Origin of the sequence: Methylobacterium sp. C1, assembly GCF_001854385.1 — a bacterium.
GTDB classification, from domain to species: domain Bacteria; phylum Pseudomonadota; class Alphaproteobacteria; order Rhizobiales; family Beijerinckiaceae; genus Methylobacterium; species Methylobacterium radiotolerans.
In genome coordinates this window covers 4,537,537-4,555,895 of the sequence record NZ_CP017640.1, presented here as the reverse complement: position 1 = coordinate 4,555,895, position 18,359 = coordinate 4,537,537, and the positions used below count along the sequence as shown (strand labels likewise).

The 18,359-nt window shown below is 70.5% G+C and carries 20 protein-coding genes, 1 tRNA gene and 1 pseudogene; 7 read left to right on the top strand and 15 right to left on the bottom strand.

Features of this window, described 5'->3' with window-relative positions; translation table 11 throughout:
* The first annotated feature begins 298 nt into the window (after nucleotides 1-298).
* Together BKE41_RS21135 and BKE41_RS21130 are read left to right on the top strand one after the other, a co-directional pair.
* Entirely contained in the window at nucleotides 299-850 is a 552-nt protein-coding gene (locus BKE41_RS21135) for a sigma-70 family RNA polymerase sigma factor (RefSeq protein ID WP_012320942.1), read from the top strand.
* On the top strand, nucleotides 847-1,551 hold the full coding sequence (locus BKE41_RS21130; RefSeq protein ID WP_012320941.1) for an anti-sigma factor: 705 nt from the start codon (nucleotides 847-849) through the stop codon (nucleotides 1,549-1,551). Before BKE41_RS21135 ends, BKE41_RS21130 begins: the two co-directional genes overlap by 4 nt.
* Nucleotides 1,552-1,646: 95 nt before the next feature.
* On the opposite strand, the gene BKE41_RS21125 is transcribed toward BKE41_RS21130, so the two are convergent.
* Both BKE41_RS21125 and BKE41_RS31250 read right to left on the bottom strand, forming a co-directional pair.
* Nucleotides 1,647-2,216 (bottom strand): fasciclin domain-containing protein, encoded by a 570-nt coding sequence (locus BKE41_RS21125; RefSeq protein ID WP_024831186.1) that lies wholly within the window; start codon nucleotides 2,214-2,216, stop codon nucleotides 1,647-1,649.
* 701 nt (nucleotides 2,217-2,917) lie between these two features.
* Nucleotides 2,918-3,373: a hypothetical protein gene (locus BKE41_RS31250; RefSeq protein WP_159392765.1), complete on the bottom strand. Its 456-nt coding sequence runs from the start codon at nucleotides 3,371-3,373 to the stop codon at nucleotides 2,918-2,920.
* 376 nt (nucleotides 3,374-3,749) lie between these two features.
* Here BKE41_RS31250 and BKE41_RS21120 point away from each other — a divergent pair, with 376 nt between their 5' ends.
* Both BKE41_RS21120 and BKE41_RS21115 read left to right on the top strand, forming a co-directional pair.
* On the top strand, nucleotides 3,750-4,736 hold the full coding sequence (locus tag BKE41_RS21120; RefSeq protein WP_024829021.1) for a helix-turn-helix domain-containing protein: 987 nt from the start codon (nucleotides 3,750-3,752) through the stop codon (nucleotides 4,734-4,736).
* A gap of 180 nt (nucleotides 4,737-4,916) precedes the next feature.
* Nucleotides 4,917-5,978 carry a DMT family transporter gene (locus BKE41_RS21115; protein ID WP_024829022.1) on the top strand — a complete coding sequence of 354 codons (1,062 nt, stop codon included), beginning with the start codon at nucleotides 4,917-4,919 and terminating at the stop codon, nucleotides 5,976-5,978.
* A gap of 108 nt (nucleotides 5,979-6,086) precedes the next feature.
* On the opposite strand, the gene BKE41_RS21110 is transcribed toward BKE41_RS21115, so the two are convergent.
* The gene (locus BKE41_RS21110; RefSeq protein ID WP_127992517.1) at nucleotides 6,087-6,479 is read right to left on the bottom strand and encodes a hypothetical protein; all 393 of its coding nucleotides are present in this window, start codon (nucleotides 6,477-6,479) and stop codon (nucleotides 6,087-6,089) included.
* A gap of 467 nt (nucleotides 6,480-6,946) precedes the next feature.
* Here BKE41_RS21110 and BKE41_RS21100 point away from each other — a divergent pair, with 467 nt between their 5' ends.
* Nucleotides 6,947-7,195 carry a hypothetical protein gene (locus BKE41_RS21100; protein ID WP_012320937.1) on the top strand — a complete coding sequence of 83 codons (249 nt, stop codon included), beginning with the start codon at nucleotides 6,947-6,949 and terminating at the stop codon, nucleotides 7,193-7,195.
* A 354-nt stretch (nucleotides 7,196-7,549) separates the two neighbouring features.
* Here BKE41_RS21100 and BKE41_RS21095 read toward each other — a convergent pair whose 3' ends face one another.
* The 11 genes from BKE41_RS21095 to BKE41_RS21040 form a co-directional block, all read right to left on the bottom strand.
* On the bottom strand, nucleotides 7,550-7,816 hold the full coding sequence (locus tag BKE41_RS21095; protein WP_012320936.1) for a PilZ domain-containing protein: 267 nt from the start codon (nucleotides 7,814-7,816) through the stop codon (nucleotides 7,550-7,552).
* Nucleotides 7,817-7,986: 170 nt separating this feature from the next.
* Nucleotides 7,987-8,256 carry a hypothetical protein gene (locus BKE41_RS21090; protein ID WP_012320935.1) on the bottom strand — a complete coding sequence of 90 codons (270 nt, stop codon included), beginning with the start codon at nucleotides 8,254-8,256 and terminating at the stop codon, nucleotides 7,987-7,989.
* Nucleotides 8,257-8,662: 406 nt separating this feature from the next.
* On the bottom strand, nucleotides 8,663-9,019 hold the full coding sequence (locus tag BKE41_RS30425; protein ID WP_199825805.1) for a hypothetical protein: 357 nt from the start codon (nucleotides 9,017-9,019) through the stop codon (nucleotides 8,663-8,665).
* A 44-nt stretch (nucleotides 9,020-9,063) separates the two neighbouring features.
* Complete coding sequence (locus BKE41_RS21075) at nucleotides 9,064-9,270, bottom strand: hypothetical protein (protein WP_012320932.1); 207 nt, start codon at nucleotides 9,268-9,270, stop codon at nucleotides 9,064-9,066.
* A 408-nt stretch (nucleotides 9,271-9,678) separates the two neighbouring features.
* Nucleotides 9,679-9,900 carry a hypothetical protein gene (locus BKE41_RS30875; RefSeq protein ID WP_012320930.1) on the bottom strand — a complete coding sequence of 74 codons (222 nt, stop codon included), beginning with the start codon at nucleotides 9,898-9,900 and terminating at the stop codon, nucleotides 9,679-9,681.
* A gap of 98 nt (nucleotides 9,901-9,998) precedes the next feature.
* Nucleotides 9,999-10,376, bottom strand: coding sequence for a hypothetical protein (locus BKE41_RS21065; protein WP_012320929.1), 378 nt, complete (start codon nucleotides 10,374-10,376; stop codon nucleotides 9,999-10,001).
* A gap of 67 nt (nucleotides 10,377-10,443) precedes the next feature.
* A complete protein-coding gene (locus BKE41_RS21060; RefSeq protein ID WP_012320928.1) occupies nucleotides 10,444-10,770 on the bottom strand; it encodes a hypothetical protein in 327 nt (108 codons plus the stop codon).
* Between the two features lie 105 nt (nucleotides 10,771-10,875).
* Complete coding sequence (locus BKE41_RS21055) at nucleotides 10,876-11,241, bottom strand: response regulator (RefSeq protein WP_010687322.1); 366 nt, start codon at nucleotides 11,239-11,241, stop codon at nucleotides 10,876-10,878.
* A 163-nt stretch (nucleotides 11,242-11,404) separates the two neighbouring features.
* Nucleotides 11,405-11,971, bottom strand: coding sequence for a hypoxanthine phosphoribosyltransferase (gene hpt, locus BKE41_RS21050; RefSeq protein WP_012320927.1), 567 nt, complete (start codon nucleotides 11,969-11,971; stop codon nucleotides 11,405-11,407).
* Nucleotides 11,972-12,122: 151 nt separating this feature from the next.
* Nucleotides 12,123-12,482 (bottom strand): hypothetical protein, encoded by a 360-nt coding sequence (locus tag BKE41_RS21045; protein WP_012320926.1) that lies wholly within the window; start codon nucleotides 12,480-12,482, stop codon nucleotides 12,123-12,125.
* 257 nt (nucleotides 12,483-12,739) lie between these two features.
* Nucleotides 12,740-12,816, bottom strand: a tRNA-His gene (locus tag BKE41_RS21040).
* 457 nt (nucleotides 12,817-13,273) lie between these two features.
* On the opposite strand from BKE41_RS21040, the gene BKE41_RS21035 reads away from it, so the two are divergent.
* Nucleotides 13,274-14,968: a chloride channel protein gene (locus BKE41_RS21035; RefSeq protein ID WP_234742127.1), complete on the top strand. Its 1,695-nt coding sequence runs from the start codon at nucleotides 13,274-13,276 to the stop codon at nucleotides 14,966-14,968.
* Between the two features lie 102 nt (nucleotides 14,969-15,070).
* Complete coding sequence (locus tag BKE41_RS21030) at nucleotides 15,071-16,162, top strand: tartrate dehydrogenase (RefSeq protein ID WP_071000055.1); 1,092 nt, start codon at nucleotides 15,071-15,073, stop codon at nucleotides 16,160-16,162.
* Nucleotides 16,163-16,337: 175 nt separating this feature from the next.
* On the opposite strand, the pseudogene dxs reads toward BKE41_RS21030, so the two are convergent.
* Nucleotides 16,338-18,331, bottom strand: a pseudogene (gene dxs / locus BKE41_RS21025) (1-deoxy-D-xylulose-5-phosphate synthase).
* Between the last annotated feature and the right edge of the window lie 28 nt (nucleotides 18,332-18,359).

Genomic DNA, 18,359 nt, shown 5'->3' with positions numbered 1-18,359 from the left:
GGACACGTGGCTCGTTCACGCTCGGACGTCCGCTTCGAAGCAGTCTCTCCGAGGCATCCGCCGACCGGATTGGGGCGACCGCGGAAAGTCCCTTTGCGAGGGATCGGTCAACCTCCGCATCCCGCCCTCAGCGACATCTCCGCAGCCGCCGCTCCGAGGATTTTGAAAGCGGCCACTTCGAGGCCCGCTCAGCGGGGCTATCGCGCGTGAGGGATCGTCACGGCTAGGCAGTTTGGGTTAAAGCAGCATCCGGTTGGGCGTCCGATAGAAGGCGCCTGGGAGTTTGTAGGGAGCCAACTTGGCCGACGACGCCACGCTGCGCCGACTGCTCGCTGGTATCGCCCGGGGAGAGGCAAATCGGCTGGCCGAACTCTACGATCTCACGAGCCCGAAACTTTACGGCCTGATCCTGCGTATCCAGCGTGACCGTGGCTTGGCCGAGGACGTGCTTCAGGACGTCTACATGCGCATCTGGCAGGCCGCGGGCAGCTACAAGCCCGAGGCCGGGCCGCCGCTGCCGTGGCTCTGCACCGTCGCCCGCAATCGCGCCATCGACAGCGTACGGCGGAAGGTCGAGCATCAGGGCCCGGAATTGGATACCGGCGAGGATTGGGTGGCGCGGCTGATCGATCCGCACGATGGGGCGGCAGATTTCATGGACCGGAGCGCCCTCCTGGCCTGCCTCGGCCGTCTCGACCCCAAGCACCGGGACTGCGTCGTGCTGGCCTATTGCGAAGGGCAATCTCGGGAGGATTTGGCGCGGCACTTCGACCGGCCGGTCAACACCATCAAGACTTGGCTGCACCGGTCACTCGCAGGCCTCAAGTCCTGCCTGGAGGCTGTCTCGTGAGCGGCAGCGGCCAGCCCGGCATGGACCCGACGTCCGAGCATGACATGCGCGCGGCCGAGTACGCCCTCGGGACACTCGACGCGCGGGAGCGGGCGGCGCTGGAGCGCGAGGCGAGCCAAGACCCCGGCACGGCCAGCCGCATCCGCGAGTGGGAGCGGCGCCTGGCGCCGCTGATGGAGGCCGTGCCGCCCGTGGCGCCGCCGCCGCGGGTCCGCGAAGCGCTGCTGCGCGCGCTGCCAGACGCGACCGACGTAGCGCGAGGTGAGCTTCGCCACCTGCGGCGGCAGGTGAGGCGCTGGCGGATCGCCGCGGCAGGGTCAGGCCTGCTCGCCGCGGGCCTCGCGCTGTTCGTGGCAGTCGGGCCGTCACGAACCCCGGCGGGAGGGCGCTATCTGGCTGTCGTGCAGGGAGGCGGGGCGCTGCCGGCGCTGATCGTGCGTGTCGACACGCAGACCGGCCTCGCAGAAGTCAGGCCCGTCGGTGCCGACGCGCCCGCCGGGCGGAGTCTGGAATTGTGGTACGTCGGCGCAGGAGGGGCAAAGCCACTCGGCCTCGTCGGAGCGGCGCCAAGTCAGGTGAGGCTACCGCAGGACACCGCACCGGACGGGGTAATCGCGGTCTCGGTCGAGCCGCCCGGAGGCTCACCGAGCGGCCAACCCACGGGTCCGGTGATCTACACCGGCAAGCTCATCGCCGAATGACCGGGCGCGGCGGGCACGCCTGCCGGCGCTCGCGTGATCTGAAAGGCCACGCGCTGTCGAGGCCCGCAGCCCTCACGGGCCGCGGGCACTGCGCGTTACGGCATCAGCACGGCGTTGATGACGTGGATGACGCCGTTCGACTGCATGACGTTCGGGATGGTCACCGTCGCGGTGTTGCCCTTCTGGTCGGTGACGAGAACCTTCTTGCCCTGCACCTCGACGGCGAGTGGTTCGCCCTCGACGGTGGTCAGCACGCCCTGTCCACCCCCCTTCTTGGCCAGCGCCATCAGGTCCTTGGCGGTGTAGACACCCGGGACCACGTGGTAGGTCAGGATCTTCGTCAGCGTCGCCTTGTTCTGCGGCTGCACGAGGCTTTCCACCGTGCCCGGCGGCAGCTTGGCGAAGGCGGCGTTGGTCGGCGCGAACACCGTGAACGGGCCCGGGCCGTTCAGCGTATCGACGAGGCCCGCGGCCTTCACGGCAGCGACGAGGGTGGTGTGATCCTTCGAATTGACCGCGTTCTCGACGATGGTCTTCTGGGCGTACATCGGCGCGCCGCCGACCATCGGGTTCTTGGCGTAGGCCGCGCCGCTGGCTCCGAGGCTGAGCGCGAGGGTCAGGGCGAGCGCCTGGGCCGTGCGGCGGCCGGTGTTCTGAGTGAGCATCGTGTTTCCTTCAGTCCGAACCCCGATGAACGGGGCAGCGTGGGCCCTTACGAGGCCATCGGAGAGAAAGTTTCGCGGGATGAATGCAAACGGCCGGGAGGCGATCGCCTCTGCTCCCATCCCGTCTGAACGAACCTGAAATCGCCACAGACGGCGATTTTCAGCATCCAGGGTGACGATGGTGGCGCCGGAGCCGGGCCGGAACGCCTGCGTCAGGAGCCCGTCGAAGGACAGGGCCGAGGTCGAGCGGTCGACGGTTCCGAGCGCCGCGGCGGTCTGGGTGCCCGCGGCCGTGGCGGTGATCAGGACCGAGGTGATCGTGGTGATGGCGCCCAGCACCTCGGCGCCGGCCGGGCCCCAGAACCACGCGTAGCCGAGCGCGCCGGGCACCGGGTCGACCGAGGCCGCGATCGACCCGGTGGCGCCGGTGGTCGCGACCGTGGCGGCGGCCGAGCGGGCCGCAGCACCGCCGCCGAACACGTCGGTCGAGCCGTCCGCGTTGGTCCGGGTGATGGTCGACTGGATGCCGTCGGCGACGGTGCCGTTGATCACGCCGTCGAGCGCCAGCGCCACGGCGATCACCGACCAGGTCTGGGCGGCGAGCGCGCCGCCGGTGGCCGCGCCGGACAGAGTCGGGGTCGGCGTGGTGCCGAGCGCGAGCGAGGTGTTGCCGCCGAGCAGCATCGCCTCCTCGCCGAGCATCAGGCTCTGGAGCCCGGTACGGGCGGCGATGGCGCGCACGTCGTCGAAGCCCTGCGCGGCGTACTGGGCCTCGAACTCGACATGCGACTCGATGCCGATGCCCTTGTAGCTGGCGGTGTAGTCGGCGGTAGCGACGACCTGCACGCCGCCGCGGTTGCCGCCGAGACGTCGATGCGCATCCCGGAGACGTTGATGTCGGTGATCGCCCGCCACGCGGCCTGGATGCCGCCCTTGCCCGAGACGCGCGGGATCGCGTTTCGCAGGGGCGTGAGCACCGGGTAGAGCGACTTCGCGCCGAGTTCGAGGTCGTAGCAGGTCAGGCCGGAGGTGGGCGAGCTGGCCTGCGCGAAGGTCGACTTCTGCAGATCGATCCCGAGCTGCGCCAGGATCGGGTCGGTGAGCGGCTTGGCCTGCGCCTCCTTGAGGAGGGCGAGGACGTCGACGTGCTGGGTCATGGGGCGTGATCCTGTGCGGATGCACGGCCGCGCCGGCGCTGACCCGTCCCCGGGGCGCGGGACATCGGACGTAGAGGGGGCATGGGCCCTGCGGCCCGTCGGGGGACGCGCGCGATCCGTCCCCGGACCGACGGCGCGTCGAGAGTGGTCGATGTGCGGTGTGTCGGACGGTACGCGTCAGACTGACGGTTTCGACACCGACGGTCTGCCTGGGTGGAATTCTGCCGGTCCCCTTTCGGGCGGCCGTGTCTATCGACGGATCGCAACTCCGTGATCATGCGAGCGATACGCACATGGTTGCAGCATATTATATACAATACGAGTCCGGACCTTCATTCCTCGCCACCGGGTGGTGTCGGGGGCGCCTAGGCCTCAAATGCAACCGCTTTTTTCGACAGAAAAGATCCACCCTCGGAACGCGTTCCGCCAGTGGCGCGAAATGGTCTGTGAACAGCTGGTCCCGGTGGAGTTGAAGACCGTCGACGAGGCCCAGTTCAAGGGCAGCATAGCCGCTACGAATATCGGCGCCGTGCCGATTTCACACTTCGCACACACGGCCATGCGCAGCGAAACGACGGCCGACGCGGCCCGGCGCGACGACCGGTCCGATCGGGCCTACGCGGTCCTGATGCTCTCCGGCCGGGCTATCGCCCGACAGGGCGACCAGGAGGCGGAATGTCGGATGGGCGACCTTTTCGTCCTCGACGCACGCCCGGCCGTCGTCCAGACGGAGACGAGCAGTACCCTGATCCTGGATCTGCCGCGCGATCGTCTGGAAACCGCACTGGGCCCGTCCCGGCTGTTCAGCGCCCTCAGGGTCGGCGCGGACCACGCCTCCACGACCTTGGCGCGGACGTACATCCAGGATTTGGTTGCGGTCGCCGATCGGCTCGGCCCCGACGCGGCCGCCCGCTTGGCGTCGATCGGGATCGACCTAATCGTAGCCAGCCTCGCCGAACGGATGGCGCAGGAGGTACCGCGTTCCATACACGGCAACGTCACGGTCCAGCGTGCCAAGGCCTATGTTGAGACCCATCTGGGCGATCCGAGTTTGGATCCACCACAGCTCGCCGCCGCAATGGGGCTGTCGCTACGCCGGCTGCAGGAGCTGTTCCACGAGCGCGGCCGGCACATCTCCGACTACATCTGGGAACGCCGCTTGGAGGTGGCAGCCAAGCGCCTGACCGACCCGGCCTGTGCACACCTGTCCGTCGGCATGCTGGCCTACGCCTGTGGCTTCAGCAGCCAGGCGCATTTCGCCCGCCGCTTCAAGGATCGCTACGACGTGAGCCCCCGTGAATACCGGCAGGCGCACACGCAGGACCTGCGGTCGGTTGCGACCGCTCTCGGGCTGTCGCCCTAGCGGCTGAGTGACGGAAGCGGGTCGCTATCGGACTGTCTGCTCGGTGTGGAAGGGAGATGGGCCGCTTCGGAGCTGCGGATACATCGGAGCAGACATGGCCGGTGAAGCCGCTCAGGCCGCTCGATGCAGGGACGAGGGTTCGCTCTCAGGCGTTTGCTGAAACGCTGTAAAAGTGAGGGCATGAAATACATCCACTCCCACCTCTGGCCAGGGGTGCCGTTGGCCCTCGTTTCGGCCGTCTTGTTCGGTGCCTCCGCTCCGTTCGCGAAGCTTCTGCTCGGCACCGTCTCGCCGCAACTGCTTGCTGGGCTTCTCTACCTCGGCGCGGGCATCGGCCTGGCAATCGTGCATGTCAGCCGAGCTACCTTTGGCGTTCCAGCCCAGGAAGCTCCGCTCCGCCGGCATGATCTGCCGTGGCTGGCAGCAGTCGTGCTGTTCGGTGGGTTGGCCGGGCCGCTTCTGCTGATGCTGGGTCTGTCGCACACCTCTGCCGCGTCTGGCTCGCTGTTGCTCAACCTCGAAGGCTTGGCGACTATGCTCATCGCGTGGGTGGTGTTCCGGGAGAACGTTGATCGCCGTCTGATACTGGGTGCGTTCGCCATCCTCGTGGGCGCGGTCGTGTTGTCGTGGAACGGTGAGGGTGTGCGCCTCGATGCGGGCGCGGCGTTGATCGCCGCCGCCTGTCTGGCCTGGGGCATCGACAACAACCTGACCCGCAAGCTCTCCTCGTCCGATCCGGTTGTCACGGCCACGATTAAGGGGGTGGTTGCGGGCAGCGTCAACGTGGCTCTGGCGCTGATGTTGGGCGCGGCAATGCCATCCTTGGCAATGATCGGCGCAGCGGCGGTGGTCGGCTTCCTCGGTGTCGGGGTGAGCCTCGTCCTATTCATGCTGGCCTTGCGCCACCTCGGTGCAGCGCGCACTGGGGCCTACTTCTCACTTGCGCCTTTCATCGGCGCGGTGATTGCCGTCGGGCTGCTAGGCGAGCCGGTGACGGTGCAGCTCGTCGTGGCCGGCGCGCTGATGGGTATGGGTCTGTGGCTGCACCTCGCAGAGCGCCACGAGCACGCGCACCTCCATGAGACGATGGAGCACGAGCATGCCCACGTCCACGATGAGCACCACCAGCATCATCACGATGGGCCGGTGACGGAGCCACACTCCCATTGGCACCGCCATGAGCCGCTACGGCACACCCATCCTCACTACCCCGACCTCCACCATCAGCACGGTCATGTTTGATGGGGCTGGAAGCGGCTGCTTTCGGGATGCGGCGATAGCCGCCGTCGTGGCTGGGTCGGGTCGCGATCGGTCGCAAGTGATCGTACGCAGGCACCGGATCTGAGCGCCTCAGCGGGCGAGCGCGAGCTGCTGCGGGTTCTGGTGCGAGACCTTGATCAGCCGACCCGCGCGCGCCTCCGCGCTCATCTTGGCTGGGTGGTCGCGGATCGCGTCCACGGACGGAATGTCAGATGAACCGGAATCACCCGCGCTGCCCTTCGTGACCGCGCGGCCCACGAGATGGCGCGGCACGGGTTGATCTCCCACCATCTTCGCGAGTGCCGCGATCTGCGGCAGCACCTCGTCGGTCAGCGTCTTCTGCAGTGCGTCGCGCTGGCCGGTCATCTTGGCGAGTTCGACCCGAACCGCTTCGACCGCATCGCTGCCCTTGGTCGGGTCGGCGCCGGCACCCTTCTCGGCCGACTCACAGGTTGCCCCGAGGCCCCAGGCGTCGTCATGCATGCGCTGATCCGCTCCTGGTGCGCCCGGCTGTTACGCGCCCCGATCTTGGCGAGCGCCCGTCCGGCGGGGCTATCGGGCGCGACCGCCTTCACCAGCGCATCGTAGGCGGCGTCCGAGAGCGGGCCAGCGGCCAGCGCCATCGCGGCGTCGGTCGGCGCATCGTCCATCAGGTCCGCGATCTCAGCCGCCACCAGGGCCTGCAGGAGGGGCACGCCCTGCGTGGCCCCGGCCTCCATCTGCCGGGGCAGGGACGCGTCGCCGTCGGCGTAAACCACGTCGAGCACCGCCGACCCGCGTCGAGCCGCGCGGCGTGCGTCGCGCGAACTCGGTGTACCCGTCGCGCCGGCTCGTCAGCCCCGCCCGCACCTGCACCGGAACGTCAGGCGCCGGCGAGCCTTGGGGGATCGCGCGATCGGGGGAGGCCGCGAAGCGGGGGAACCAGGGACCTGCATGCGGCTTGGCTCGGCATGCCCGGAAAGACGCCCGCCAAGAAGAAGCCGCCGAAGGTCGTGGTCGACGGGAAGCCGCCCCGCAAAGTGGGGCTGCCGACGCAACTGGCCGCGATCCAGACGCGGTACCGCAGCGCGCTGCTCGACGCGGCCGACCTGCCCTACGCCGAGCAGGGCGACCGCATCCGATCCGCGTTGGCGACGCTCCTTGCCGAGAAGGCCGCTCTCGGCGTGACGGACGGCGAGGACGCTGCGGAAGGGGAGTAGGCCTACCGCCCCATGCCGCGCGCGGGGGAAGCCCGGGCCGTCGGAATCCGGGCCCGGTCAGCGCGTCGGCGCAGGCGTCGCCCCGGCTTCCCAGCCTAGGGGCGGGATCCGGAGCGGGAGCGCTCGCACAGCGACGTGTCTCGGGAACGGTGCGGAAGAGTCCGCGCATTGGGAGAGGGCGGCCTGGTCCCGCTCGCCCCGCCGCCGCGCGATGATCTCGGGCGGCCGGCCCCGCTCGCGGAAGGCTCGACGGCCCGCGGCAGGTCGCCCGCATTGGCTAACGCACGAAGCTGGATCGCGCGGTTCGGCCGGCCGACGTGAAGACGGCCGAGGCCGCCCGATGCCCGGCCGCCGCTACATCGACGGCCGCGCCGGCTCGTCGAGCACCACCCCGAGATTGCCTGCCGAGCGCCAGACCACGCGCGCGCTGATGCGCTCCTCGGTCTGCGGGATCTCGAGCATGAAGGTCTCGGGGAGACCGAAGACGCTGTTCACGCGGAGCTGCGCTCCGCCCGGCGATCGATCCAGGACCCTGCAGCCCACTGGCCGGCCGAAATTCGGCACGATGCGCCCGGTCAGATCCGTCTCGGCTCTCGGGCGGGCGCGTCTCTCGATGGGCATTTCAGGGCACTCAACTCTCTAATCCGCCCCAGATTATCGCCCCTGTCTCTGCTGAAAGTCTTGAATCGCACATTTGGCGACGGGTCGCACTTCACGCGTGCCGCGGCCTGCCTTCCGGGGCCTCCCCGCGCGAGCGGCGAAGGGACGGCATGGGCGCGCTCATGGTCGTGCTACCAGCGACCCGCTGTCGGCTCATCCAGGGCAGGCTTGTCGTCCGGAACGAGGCGCCGCAGGGGGGCATCGGACCAGTTCTGGCCCGGCTGCGGCATAGCCCAAGCCAGGGCCGCGATGGCGGCAAGGCTGAAGCCGGCACAGAGCAGCGCCGCCGCGATATGACGGCCCGGCGCGTGCTGACGCCACGCGCGTTCCACCAGCACGTAACCGGCGCTCCAGGTCAGAACGACCAGCAGCGGGAAGAGGCCGAGCAGCATCGAATTCATCGGCGGCCCCTCCTAGCGACTGGCTATCTGGGCGACGATGCCGAAACCGAGCCCGTCCGGCCTCGGCTGTGCGTGCTCAGTTTCGCCGCGGGGGTCTGCATCGATCGCGGATGCTTGGCGCGCGGGCGAGCTTTCCCACGCCTTCACGGTGCTCGCTGTCCCGAGGAAGGCGAGCCCGAGGCAGCCGACCCCGAGGAGCCTCATGCCGCGACGAGGCTTCTGATCCGCGCGTTCATGAGCCAGAACGTCGTGCACGGCGGCACGCCTGGCGGCACAGTCATTGAGCATGATGTCCTCCGTCCTCCGCGAGATATCGCGGGCTTGGACTGAGGGATAAGAGTCGCGATTTACGGGGCGATGTCGTGTTTGTTGCGGACGAAATCTTGGCTACTCGAGTTCCACACCGTCACGGTCCGTCGCGCGAGCGGTCTCGAGCGGGGGAGCGGTGTGGCGGCCCGAGCTCGGCGCGCCCGTCCAGCGTGTGGAGGTGATCGGGCCGAGGCTGCGCAGCCTCGCGCCAGAAGAAGTCGGCCTGGTCGCGATCGAGGCACCCATCCGGCGCGCCCGCGCGCTCGGATGTCTCGGTCGCGACCCGCGCGATGGCGGCCCGATCGCTCAGGACGACGTCGCGCGGGCCGCGCGCGAGGTCGTCCGGGTGAGACAGGTCGCGCAGCACGTCGGCCGGGACCCGGCACGGAACGACTCGGCCGCCGAGCAATCCGAGGCGGACGTGATCGAGCGTCTCCGGATCGATGGGAGACACGCGCCTCGCGGCTGCGGGACCGACGCAGCCTGACCGAGGGCGGCTCAGACGGTGATGTCCACCACGCGCTCCTGCAAAGCGGGCAGCTCGCGGCCGTCCGCCGGCGCTCGGGAGTCGGTGGACGCCGGCACCGGCATCGTGACGGTATGCAGCCCCGCCCTGTGCGCGATGGCGGCTTCGGCACGCGCCGACTGGATCATCTCCGTCGCCTTCACGGGGCCGACGGCGTTGATCGAGGTGGTGATGGTCATGGCTCCGACCTCCTCACCGAGGATCAGAGCACACGATCCGTGATCGAACGATTTCGGCGATCCGTTCAACTCGACGCATCGCCGCCGGTCCGCGTCGCGCGGACCTCACCCTTCCGCCCTGTCGCCCTGACCCTGCTTGGCCCCGCCATTCGGGTCCGTGCTGTCCTCGCCACTCCCGGAGCCGCTCCCGTGACCCTGCGGGGTGAGGCGCGGGCGATCAGGGGTGAGATCCTCGGGCTTCGTGCCTTTCGCTTCGTCGGGCATGGGCGTCCTCCTTCCCGGCGAACCCCAGGCGCGACCGAAAGTTTCGGCGGCAGGCCTGGGTCCGGCTGTCCGGCCGTGCCGTGCGCGTCGGCGAGCACAGCGTCAGCCCGGGTTCGCGCTCGGGCCGGACCGCGCCCTCCAGGGTCACGCCGACACGCCGCCGGCCGTCGGCTGCAGGACATCGCGCGAGGCGCCGCCCGGGCGGAGCGCCATCAGCCCTATGCTGGCCGATACGACCGCGAGCATGAGCAGCAGGAGCAGGGCTTCTCGCAGCTCGGGCCCGTGCCCCTCGGTGTGACGGAGCGCGAACGCGCCGGCGGCGAGAACCGCGATCAGCGCGACCGGGACGACGAGTATCACGGGCATCGGGCGCTCCTGGCGAGCACACAACGTTCGCTCAAACCAGAAGTTGCTGCGCGGGGCGCCTGCCGAGGCTCGAGCTGTGCGCTCCGGCGGGTCCGGCCTCAGTGGCCCGAGCGGCGGATCAGGCTCTTGAGGCGCTGATCGGCGGTGTCGAGGCGATCGGCGATCCCCCGCCGGATGCACTTGCCGACGGAATCGCCGGCGTAGAACCCGACCGTCTGGTCCTGGTTGCGGCAGGACTGGACCGGCGGCCACGCCACCACCCCCGCCACGACCAGGAGCACGACGAGGCTGTCGACGACGAGCCAGCCCTTCCAGCCGAGCCGGAAGCCGCGCCGCCGCTCGGGCGCCCGGCTCCGGCGCTGGGGGCGGTTCGCGCCGTCCGGGCCGACCCGCGCCATGCGGGCGCGGAACTGGGCCTCCTCGACGGCGTCGGAGGCGCGGGTTGACGAGGCCGGCAGGAGCGGGCGGGTGGACATGGCGGCCTCACGGAGGTCGGTTCGGGGCGGATCGGGGGCGCGGCGCGGAAGGGTCTGCGGCGGTCGCTCAGTTGATGAGCCGCTTCAGGAGCGCGAGGTTGTCCTGGATCGACAGGACGTTGCCGAGCATCTCGGTGCGGGCGCAGGCCCCGGCCCCGACGAGCCCCAGCCAGCCCGCCGCCGGACGGGCGCTGCAATCCGCGAAGCTGCCGTACAGGAACAGCCCGGCCGGCACCGCGAGGAGGGCGAGCTTCGTCAGCGAGAAGAACCGCCCGAGGCCCCCGCGCGGACGCCGGGCGTCGCGGTCGTCGTCCCAGTCCCGGTCGTCCGGCTCCCAGCCGTAGCGGTCCGCCCGATACGCCGCCGCGTCGATGTCCCGGTCCCGGCGATACATGGCGTTCCGTGCTCGGTCTGATCCAGTCGGACCGAAGGTGCCACGCTTTCGTGAAGCTCAACCTAAGAGCAATGTTTAAGTTCTTCCGAACCGGTCCCGCCCAGGTCAGGCGGCGAGCGCCCGCTTCACGGTGGCGCGGAGATCCGCCAGGGAGAAGGGCTTGGTCAGCACGTCGGTGACGATGGCGTCGAGCCCGCGCGCGCGCTCGCGCTGGTCGGCGAAGCCGGTCATGAGCAGGATGGTCAGGTCGGGGAAGTCGCGCTTGGCGGCGAGGGCCAGCGCGATGCCGTCCATGAGCGGCATGCGGATGTCGGTGAGCATCAGATCGAAGCCGCCGTCGGCCTCGTTGAGGCGGTCGAGTCCGTCGCTGCCGTCGTTGGCCGTGACGACCGCGTGCCCGTCGATCTCGAGCCCCCGCTTGAGGAAGCCCCGGACGGTCTCTTCGTCATCCACCAGGAGGATGCGCGCCATGTGGTCCCGTAACCGTCCCCGAAATCCGCGCGCGACCCGTCGCGACGGCGCGCGCGCCCAAACGCCGACAGACACAGACGAATTCCCCGTCTGTCAAGTCGTCGCAGGCCGAATTGTCCTTCGGGTCGCGGCGCGCGGCGAAAATGCCGCGCTGCGGGAGCGGTCAAGCGTCGAACAGGTCCGGGTCGCCGTCGCCGTAATCGACCACGCCCACGAAGGGCAGCTGGCGGAAGGCGTGGGCGGCGTCCATCCCGTAGCCGACGACGAACACGTCGGGACAGGTGAAGCCGACGAAATCCGCGTCGATCGTCACGGCGCGCTTGCCGGGCTTCTCCAGCAGCACCGCGGTGAGGACCCGCCGGGCGCCGCGGGCCATCAGCAGGTCCTTGGCGAAGACGACGGTCCGGCCCGATTCCAGGATGTCGTCCACGAGCAGCACGTCCCGCCCGCGCACCTCGCTCTGCACGTCGCGCAGGATCTCGACCTGCCCGCTGGAGACGGTCCCGGTGCGGTAGCTCGACAGGTGCACGAACTCGACCTGCGGGGCGAGCCCGACCCGGTGCAGCGACCGGAGCAGGTCGGCCGCGAACATGAAGCTGCCCTTGAGCACTGCCACGACGAGGAGGTTCTCGGGCCGCGCGGCGAGGATCTCCCGGGCGAGCTCGTCGTTGCGCTTGGCGATGGCCGCCTCGTCGAACAGGGTCCGGACGCGCCGTTCAGGGATGCTCATCTCTCGTGTCCCGAAGCCCGTTGGCGCGGCGGGATCCGACGCCGCGCTCGAAGACGGTCTTAGCGTCCCGGGCGCGCGCGGGGAACTCCGGATCCGCCAAGACGGTCCCGCGCCGTTGCGGCAGGCGGCCGAGAGCCGCCGTCGACGCGGCTCAGGCTTCGGCCGCCTGCCGGAACGGGCGGAGCAGGCGGGTGAGCCCGCGCCGGCGCGCCGGCCGGGCCGGACGCCGCGCCCCGGCCAAGTCCACCTCCGGCCCCGGCTGCGCTTCGATCCCGTCCGCCTCGTCCCCGTCGTCGGGCTCGACGTGACGGACCTCCTCCAGGACATCCGTCACGATGCGCGGGATGGGCCGCGCGTGCTCCTCCAGGAGCAGCGAGGCGGTCCAGAGGCGGCTCGCATTCGCGAGGGGCAGCTTTCCCTGCGTCAGACGCTCCATCAGCATCCGGTCCGCGAGCGAGGCCGCGAGGGCGCTCACGATCTCGAGCTGATCCTGCTGTGTCGTGCTCTTCATGGCAGTCTTCACGCTAACGATAATAGTCTTCTCCCAGCCATGACTGTATGCGAGCAAATTTGGCGATTCTATAACATGCGCGGGCGCTGAAGTGGCCGCCTGTGTACAGGCCGGCTCCCGCGCGAGGACCGGTCCGGTCGACTCCGATCGGGTCGGGGTGTGGGTCCGGGCCGGCCCAGATCCGGCGCGGCGCCGTCCGCGCACAAGCAAAAGGGGCTGGCGATCCGCCAACCCCTCGCGCTGTCGAGCTGAATGGATGGTACCACCGCCCCGGCTCGAACGGGGGACCCCCAGATCCACAATCTGGTGCTCTAACCAACTGAGCTACGGCGGCACTGGCGCGGGGTGTATCGTGGGCCGCGGCAGTTTTCAAGGCGATGTGTGCACGGGATTTCGACTTCGTGGATAGCGCCGTCCGGGTCCCCCGCGCCGGGGCCGGTCGCGCCCCCGCCACACCGCCCGTTTGCAACGGGATCGGACCCGGCTGTAACTGCGACGGCGGGGTCGACGCGGCGGCGGCGCCGATCGGACGGACCGGAGGCGAGGGGCGGACCGTGAGCGCGCGACAGCCAGCGGCCGCCGCCGGCGGGAACAGGGCGCCCGGCAACGGATCGGCCGACGTGCCGGCCCGATCGGCCGCCGGGCCGGGCCGGCGGCCGCGCCGGCGCTGGGCGGGGGCTGGCCTCGTCCAGGCCCCCGGACGGCTCCGCAGCCTTGTCCGCCGGAGCGAGGGCGGCCTCGTCGCCCTCGCGACCCTGGTGGGCTGCGTCGCCGGCGTGGCGGTCTCGGCCATGACCTGGATCACCCAGACCCTGCGCGAGCTGCTCTACCAGCTGCCCGCGGGCGCGCGCCTCAGCGCCGTCGACGCCGTGTCGCCGGCGCTCCTGCTCGTGGGCCCGTGCCTCGGCGGCGCCGTCCTCGGCCTGCTGATCGTCGTCGCCAACTACGTCCGCGGCCCGCGCAGGCGCCCGGCCATCGATCCCATCGAGGCCAACGCCCTGCACGGCGGCCGCATGTCCCTGCGCGACAGCCTCTACCTCGCCCTCCAGAACGTCATCTCGAACGGGTCCGGCGCCTCGGTGGGACTCGAAGCCGGCTACACACAGATCGCCTCCGGCCTCGCCTCGCGGCTAGGCATCGCCTTCGAGGTGCGGCGCAGCGACCTGCGCACCCTGGTGGGCTGCGGCGCGGCCGGGGCGATCGCGGCCGGCTTCGGGGCGCCGCTCGCCGGCGCGTTCTACGCCTTCGAGCTGATCATCGGCACCTACTCGATCGCCACGCTGACGCCCGTGGTCGTCGCGGCGCTCTGCGGCAACCTGATCTCGCGCGCCCTGATCGAGGCGCAGCCGCTCGTCGATCTCGGCGACATGCAGGCGGTCACGACCTCGCACGTCACCAGCCTGGAGATCCTGCCGAGCCTCGCCCTCGGGCTGTTCTGCGCGGGCCTCGGCATCCTGATCATGCGCGGCGTCACCCTGGTCGAGCGCCTCGTCCAGGCGTCCGGCGTGCCGCGGGTGGCGGCGCCCGCCTTCGGCGGCCTGTGCGTCGGCGCGCTGGCGCTGCTGGCGACGCCGCAGGTGCTGTCGGGCGGCCACGGCGCCCTGCACATGCACTTCGCCGCCGAGGGGCAGGGGCACGGCATCGCGGTCCTGGCCGCGCTGTTCGCCGCCAAGGCCACGGCCTCGGCGATCTCGATCGGCTCGGGCTTCCGCGGCGGCCTGTTCTTCGCGTCCCTGTTCCTCGGGGCCATCGCCGGCAAGCTGTTCGCCGCCCTTGCCCCGGTGCTGGTGCCGCCGCTGGCGGATTTCGGCCTGACGCCGCTCGCCTACGCGGTGATCGGCATGAGCGCCCTCGCGGTGGCGGTCATCGGCGGCCCGCTCACCATGACGTTCCTGGCGCTGGAGGTCACCGGCAGCCTGCCGATCACCGGCGTCGTCCTGGCGGCTGTGATCGCGTCCTCCCTCACCGTGCGCAAGACCTTCGGCTACTCCTTCGCCACCTGGCGCTTCCACCTGCGCGGCGAGAGCATCCGCAGCCCCCACGACGTCGGCTGGATCCGCTCGCTGACCGTCGGCCGGCTGATGCGCCGCAATCCCGGCACCGTGGCGCTGGACACGCCGCTGCCCACCTTCCTGCGCGCCCATCCCCTCGGCTCGCCCTCCCGGGTGATCGCCGTGGACGGGGGCGGGCGCTACGCCGGCATCCTGAACGTGCCCGAGGCGCACGCGGCCGTCCGGGATGCCGGCGCCGACGCGCAGCCGGTCCTCGCCGACCTGCTCCTGCACGCGGACGATTTCCTCACGCCGGGCATGAACGCCAAGGACGCCGCCGCCGCCTTCGACAGGACCGAGAGCGAGGCGCTCGCGGTCGTCGAGAGCGCCGAGAGCCGGAAGGTGCTGGGCCTGCTCACCGAGAGCCACACGCTCAAGCGCTACAGCGAGGAGCTCGACCGCCAGCGCCGGGCGATGGCGGGTGAAACCGACTGATTGTCAGGCTGTGGTGTTGACCCGGTGCCGGCGCGGACCAATCACCTGACGCCGGCGACCCGGGCTCCGCACGGGGCCGCCCTCGAGACGCGTGGAGGATTCATGGCCACTCCGGAGAACAGCCAGCAGCGCCGCTACCGCATCGCGGTGATCCCCGGCGACGGCATCGGCAAGGAGGTGGTGCCGGAGGGCGTGCGCGTGCTGGAGCAGGCCGCCAAGCGGCACGGCTTCAGCCTCCAGCTCGACTGGTTCGATTTCGCCAGCTGCGACTACTACGAGCGGCACGGCCGGATGATGCCGGAGGACTGGAAGGCGCGGATCGAGACCCACGACGCGATCTTTTTCGGCGCCGTCGGCATGCCGGAGCGGGTGCCCGACCACGTCTCCCTCTGGGGCTCGCTGATCCTGTTCCGGCGGGAATTCGACCAGTACGCCAACCTGCGTCCGGTGCGGCTGATGCCGGGGGTGAAGTGCCCGCTCGCCGACCGGGAGCCCGGCGACATCGACTTCTGGGTGGTCCGGGAGAACACCGAGGGCGAGTACTCGAACGCGGGCGGCCGGATGTTCGCCGGCACGGAGCGGGAATTCGCCCTGCAGGAGACGATCATGACCCGCCACGGGACCGACCGGATCCTCAGGTTCGCCTTCGAGCTGGCCCAGAAGCGCCCGAAGAAGCACCTGACCTCGGCCACGAAGTCGAACGGCATCTCGATCACCATGCCGTACTGGGACGAGCGGGTGAGGGCGGTGGCCGGGGCCTATCCGGACGTGCGGTGGGACCAGTACCACATCGACATCCTGACCGCGCATTTCGTCCTCAACCCGGACCGGTTCGACGTGGTGGTCGCCTCCAACCTGTTCGGCGACATCCTGTCGGATCTGGGGCCGGCCTGCACGGGCACGATCGGCATCGCGCCGTCCGGCAACATCAACCCGGAGCGGGTGCATCCTTCCGTGTTCGAGCCGGTCCACGGCTCGGCGCCGGACATCGCCGGGCAGGGGATCGCCAACCCGATCGGCCAGATCTGGTCGGGGGCGATGATGCTGGAGCATCTCGGCGAGCACGCGGCGGCGGCCGAGATCGTCAGCGGGATCGAGCGGGTGCTGTCCGAGCGGACGCTGCGCACCCGCGACCTCGGCGGCAACGCCGACACGGAGGCCTGCGGCAGGGCGGTGGCGCAGGCGCTGGGGTAGGGCAATCACCCCGGGCCCCCTTCCACGCCCTCATCCTGAGGTGCCCGCGCCGGCGGACCTCGGAGGAGCATTCCAGGGATCGCGAGACCTCTGGACGGCTCCTTCGAGGGCTACGCTGCGCTCCGCCGCCTCAGGTTGCGGTGCGTGGTCGGGAGACCCGTAGCGGACCGTGGCGTCAGCGCGGGCGGCGGCGCACGCTCACGACGTTGCTCGCCGGCTCGGCCTTGGCGGTCTCTGCCGGCAGTGTGTCGAGGGCGGTCCGGACGATGGTTTTGGCGTCGAGGCCTGCCTCTGCGTACATCTTCTCCGGGCTGTCGTGGTCCTGGTAGGCGTCCGGCAGCGTCATGGTCCGCACCCGCACGCCGCCCGCGTCCAGCGCGCCGCGCTCGGCCAGCAGGTGCAGCACCATCGCGCCGAACCCGCCCCGCGAGCCCTCCTCCACCGTGATCAGCACCTCGTGGTCGCGCGCCAGATCCAGGATCAGCGCCTCGTCCAGCGGCTTGGCGAACCGCGCGTCCGCCACCGTCACCGCCACGCCCTGCTCGGCCAGCGCGTCCGCCGCCTTCAAGGCCTCCGCCAGGCGCGTGCCGAGCGACAGGAGCGCCACCCGCGCCTCCGCGTCCCGGCGCACCACCCGGCCCTTGCCGATCGCCAGGACCTCGCCCCGCTCCGGAAGCTCGACGCCCACCCCTCGCCGCGCGGGTAGCGCAGCGCGATCGGGCCCGTGTCGTGGGCGTGGGCGGTCGCCACCATGTGCACCAGCTCGGCCTCGTCGGCCGCCGCCATCACGGTCATGTTCGGCAGGCAGCACAGGTACGCCAGGTCGAACGCGCCCGCGTGCGTCGCCCCGTCCGCGCCGACCAGGCCCGCCCGGTCCAGGCAGAACCGCACGGGCAGGTTCTGCAGCGCCACGTCGTGCACCACCTGGTCGTAGGCCCGCTGCAGGAAGGTCGAGTAGATCGCCACGAACGGCCGGTAGCCCTCGGTCGCCAGGCCGCCCGCGAACGTCACCGCGTGCTGCTCGGCGATGCCCACGTCGAAGGTCTTGTCCGGGTGCGCCTTGCCGAACAGGTCGATGCCGGTCCCGCCCGGCATGGCGGCGGTGATCGCCACGACCTTGTCGTCGGCGTCGGCCGCCTTGATCAGGCTCTCGCCGAACACCCGCGTGTAGGCCGGCGCGTTCGGCTTGGCCTTGGCCTGGATCCCTGAGACCACGTCGAACTTGACCACGCCGTGGTAGCGGTCGGCCGAGGCCTCGGCCGGCGCGTAGCCCTTGCCCTTCTGGGTGACGACGTGGAGCAGGATCGGGCCGTGCTCGGCGTCGCGGACGTTCTTGAGCACCGGCAGCAGGTGGTCGAGGTTGTGCCCGTCGACGGGGCCGACGTAGTGGAAGCCCATCTCCTCGAACATGGTGCCGCCGCCGACCACCAGCGAGCGGGCGTACTCCTCGGCCGCGGCGGCGCGCTGGTAGAGCGCCTTGGGCAGGAGCTTGCCGAGCTGCTTGGCGGTCTCGCGCAGGGACTGGTAGGCGCCGCCCGACGCCAGCCTTGCGAGGTAGGCCGACATGGCACCGACGGGGGGCGCGATCGACATGTCGTTGTCGTTGAGGATGACGATCAGGCGCGAGTGCAGGGCGCCGGCGTTGTTGAGGGCCTCGTAGGCCATGCCGGCCGACATCGAGCCGTCGCCGATCACCGCGATGGCGTTGCGGCGCTTCTGCGCGCCGCCCTTCTGCTTGGCGGTGGCGTTGTCGAGGTCGCGGGCGACCGCCATGCCCAGCGCGGCCGAGATCGAGGTCGAGGAGTGGGCGGCGCCGAAGGGATCGTAGACGCTCTCGCTCCGCTTGGTGAAGCCCGACAGGCCGCCGCCCTGGCGCAGCGTGCGGATCCGGTCGCGGCGCTCGGTGAGGATCTTGTGCGGGTAGCACTGGTGGCCGACGTCCCAGACGATGCGGTCGTCGGGGGTGTCGAACACGTGGTGCAGCGCCACCGTCAGCTCGACCACGCCCAGCCCCGAGCCGAGATGGCCGCCGGTGATCGAGACCGCGTCGATCATCTCGGCGCGCACCGCGTCCGCCACCGCCTGAAGCTCCGACTCCGGAAGACGCCGAAGCGCCGATGGAGACGGAACGCGGTCGAGAAGTGCATTCTGCTCGGGGGTAATCGCCACGGCATCAACCTCTAACGGATGGGATCGG

Bases quoted from the DNA above. Each gene is read 5' to 3' on its own strand.
- BKE41_RS21125 (WP_024831186.1), bottom strand. From the start codon at position 2,216: ATGCTCACTCAGAACACCGGCCGCCGCACGGCCCAGGCGCTCGCCCTG.
- BKE41_RS31250 (WP_159392765.1), bottom strand. From the start codon at position 3,373: ATGACCCAGCACGTCGACGTCCTCGCCCTCCTCAAGGAGGCGCAGGCC.
- BKE41_RS21120 (WP_024829021.1), top strand. From the start codon at position 3,750: ATGCAACCGCTTTTTTCGACAGAAAAGATCCACCCTCGGAACGCGTTC.
- BKE41_RS21115 (WP_024829022.1), top strand. From the start codon at position 4,917: ATGAAATACATCCACTCCCACCTCTGGCCAGGGGTGCCGTTGGCCCTC.
- BKE41_RS21110 (WP_127992517.1), bottom strand. From the start codon at position 6,479: ATGCATGACGACGCCTGGGGCCTCGGGGCAACCTGTGAGTCGGCCGAG.
- BKE41_RS21100 (WP_012320937.1), top strand. From the start codon at position 6,947: ATGCCCGGAAAGACGCCCGCCAAGAAGAAGCCGCCGAAGGTCGTGGTC.
- BKE41_RS21095 (WP_012320936.1), bottom strand. From the start codon at position 7,816: ATGCCCATCGAGAGACGCGCCCGCCCGAGAGCCGAGACGGATCTGACC.
- BKE41_RS21090 (WP_012320935.1), bottom strand. From the start codon at position 8,256: ATGAATTCGATGCTGCTCGGCCTCTTCCCGCTGCTGGTCGTTCTGACC.
- BKE41_RS21075 (WP_012320932.1), bottom strand. From the start codon at position 9,270: ATGACCATCACCACCTCGATCAACGCCGTCGGCCCCGTGAAGGCGACG.
- BKE41_RS30875 (WP_012320930.1), bottom strand. From the start codon at position 9,900: ATGCCCGTGATACTCGTCGTCCCGGTCGCGCTGATCGCGGTTCTCGCC.
- BKE41_RS21065 (WP_012320929.1), bottom strand. From the start codon at position 10,376: ATGTCCACCCGCCCGCTCCTGCCGGCCTCGTCAACCCGCGCCTCCGAC.
- BKE41_RS21060 (WP_012320928.1), bottom strand. From the start codon at position 10,770: ATGTATCGCCGGGACCGGGACATCGACGCGGCGGCGTATCGGGCGGAC.
- BKE41_RS21055 (WP_010687322.1), bottom strand. From the start codon at position 11,241: ATGGCGCGCATCCTCCTGGTGGATGACGAAGAGACCGTCCGGGGCTTC.
- hpt (WP_012320927.1), bottom strand. From the start codon at position 11,971: ATGAGCATCCCTGAACGGCGCGTCCGGACCCTGTTCGACGAGGCGGCC.
- BKE41_RS21045 (WP_012320926.1), bottom strand. From the start codon at position 12,482: ATGAAGAGCACGACACAGCAGGATCAGCTCGAGATCGTGAGCGCCCTC.
- BKE41_RS21035 (WP_234742127.1), top strand. From the start codon at position 13,274: ATGACCTGGATCACCCAGACCCTGCGCGAGCTGCTCTACCAGCTGCCC.
- BKE41_RS21030 (WP_071000055.1), top strand. From the start codon at position 15,071: ATGGCCACTCCGGAGAACAGCCAGCAGCGCCGCTACCGCATCGCGGTG.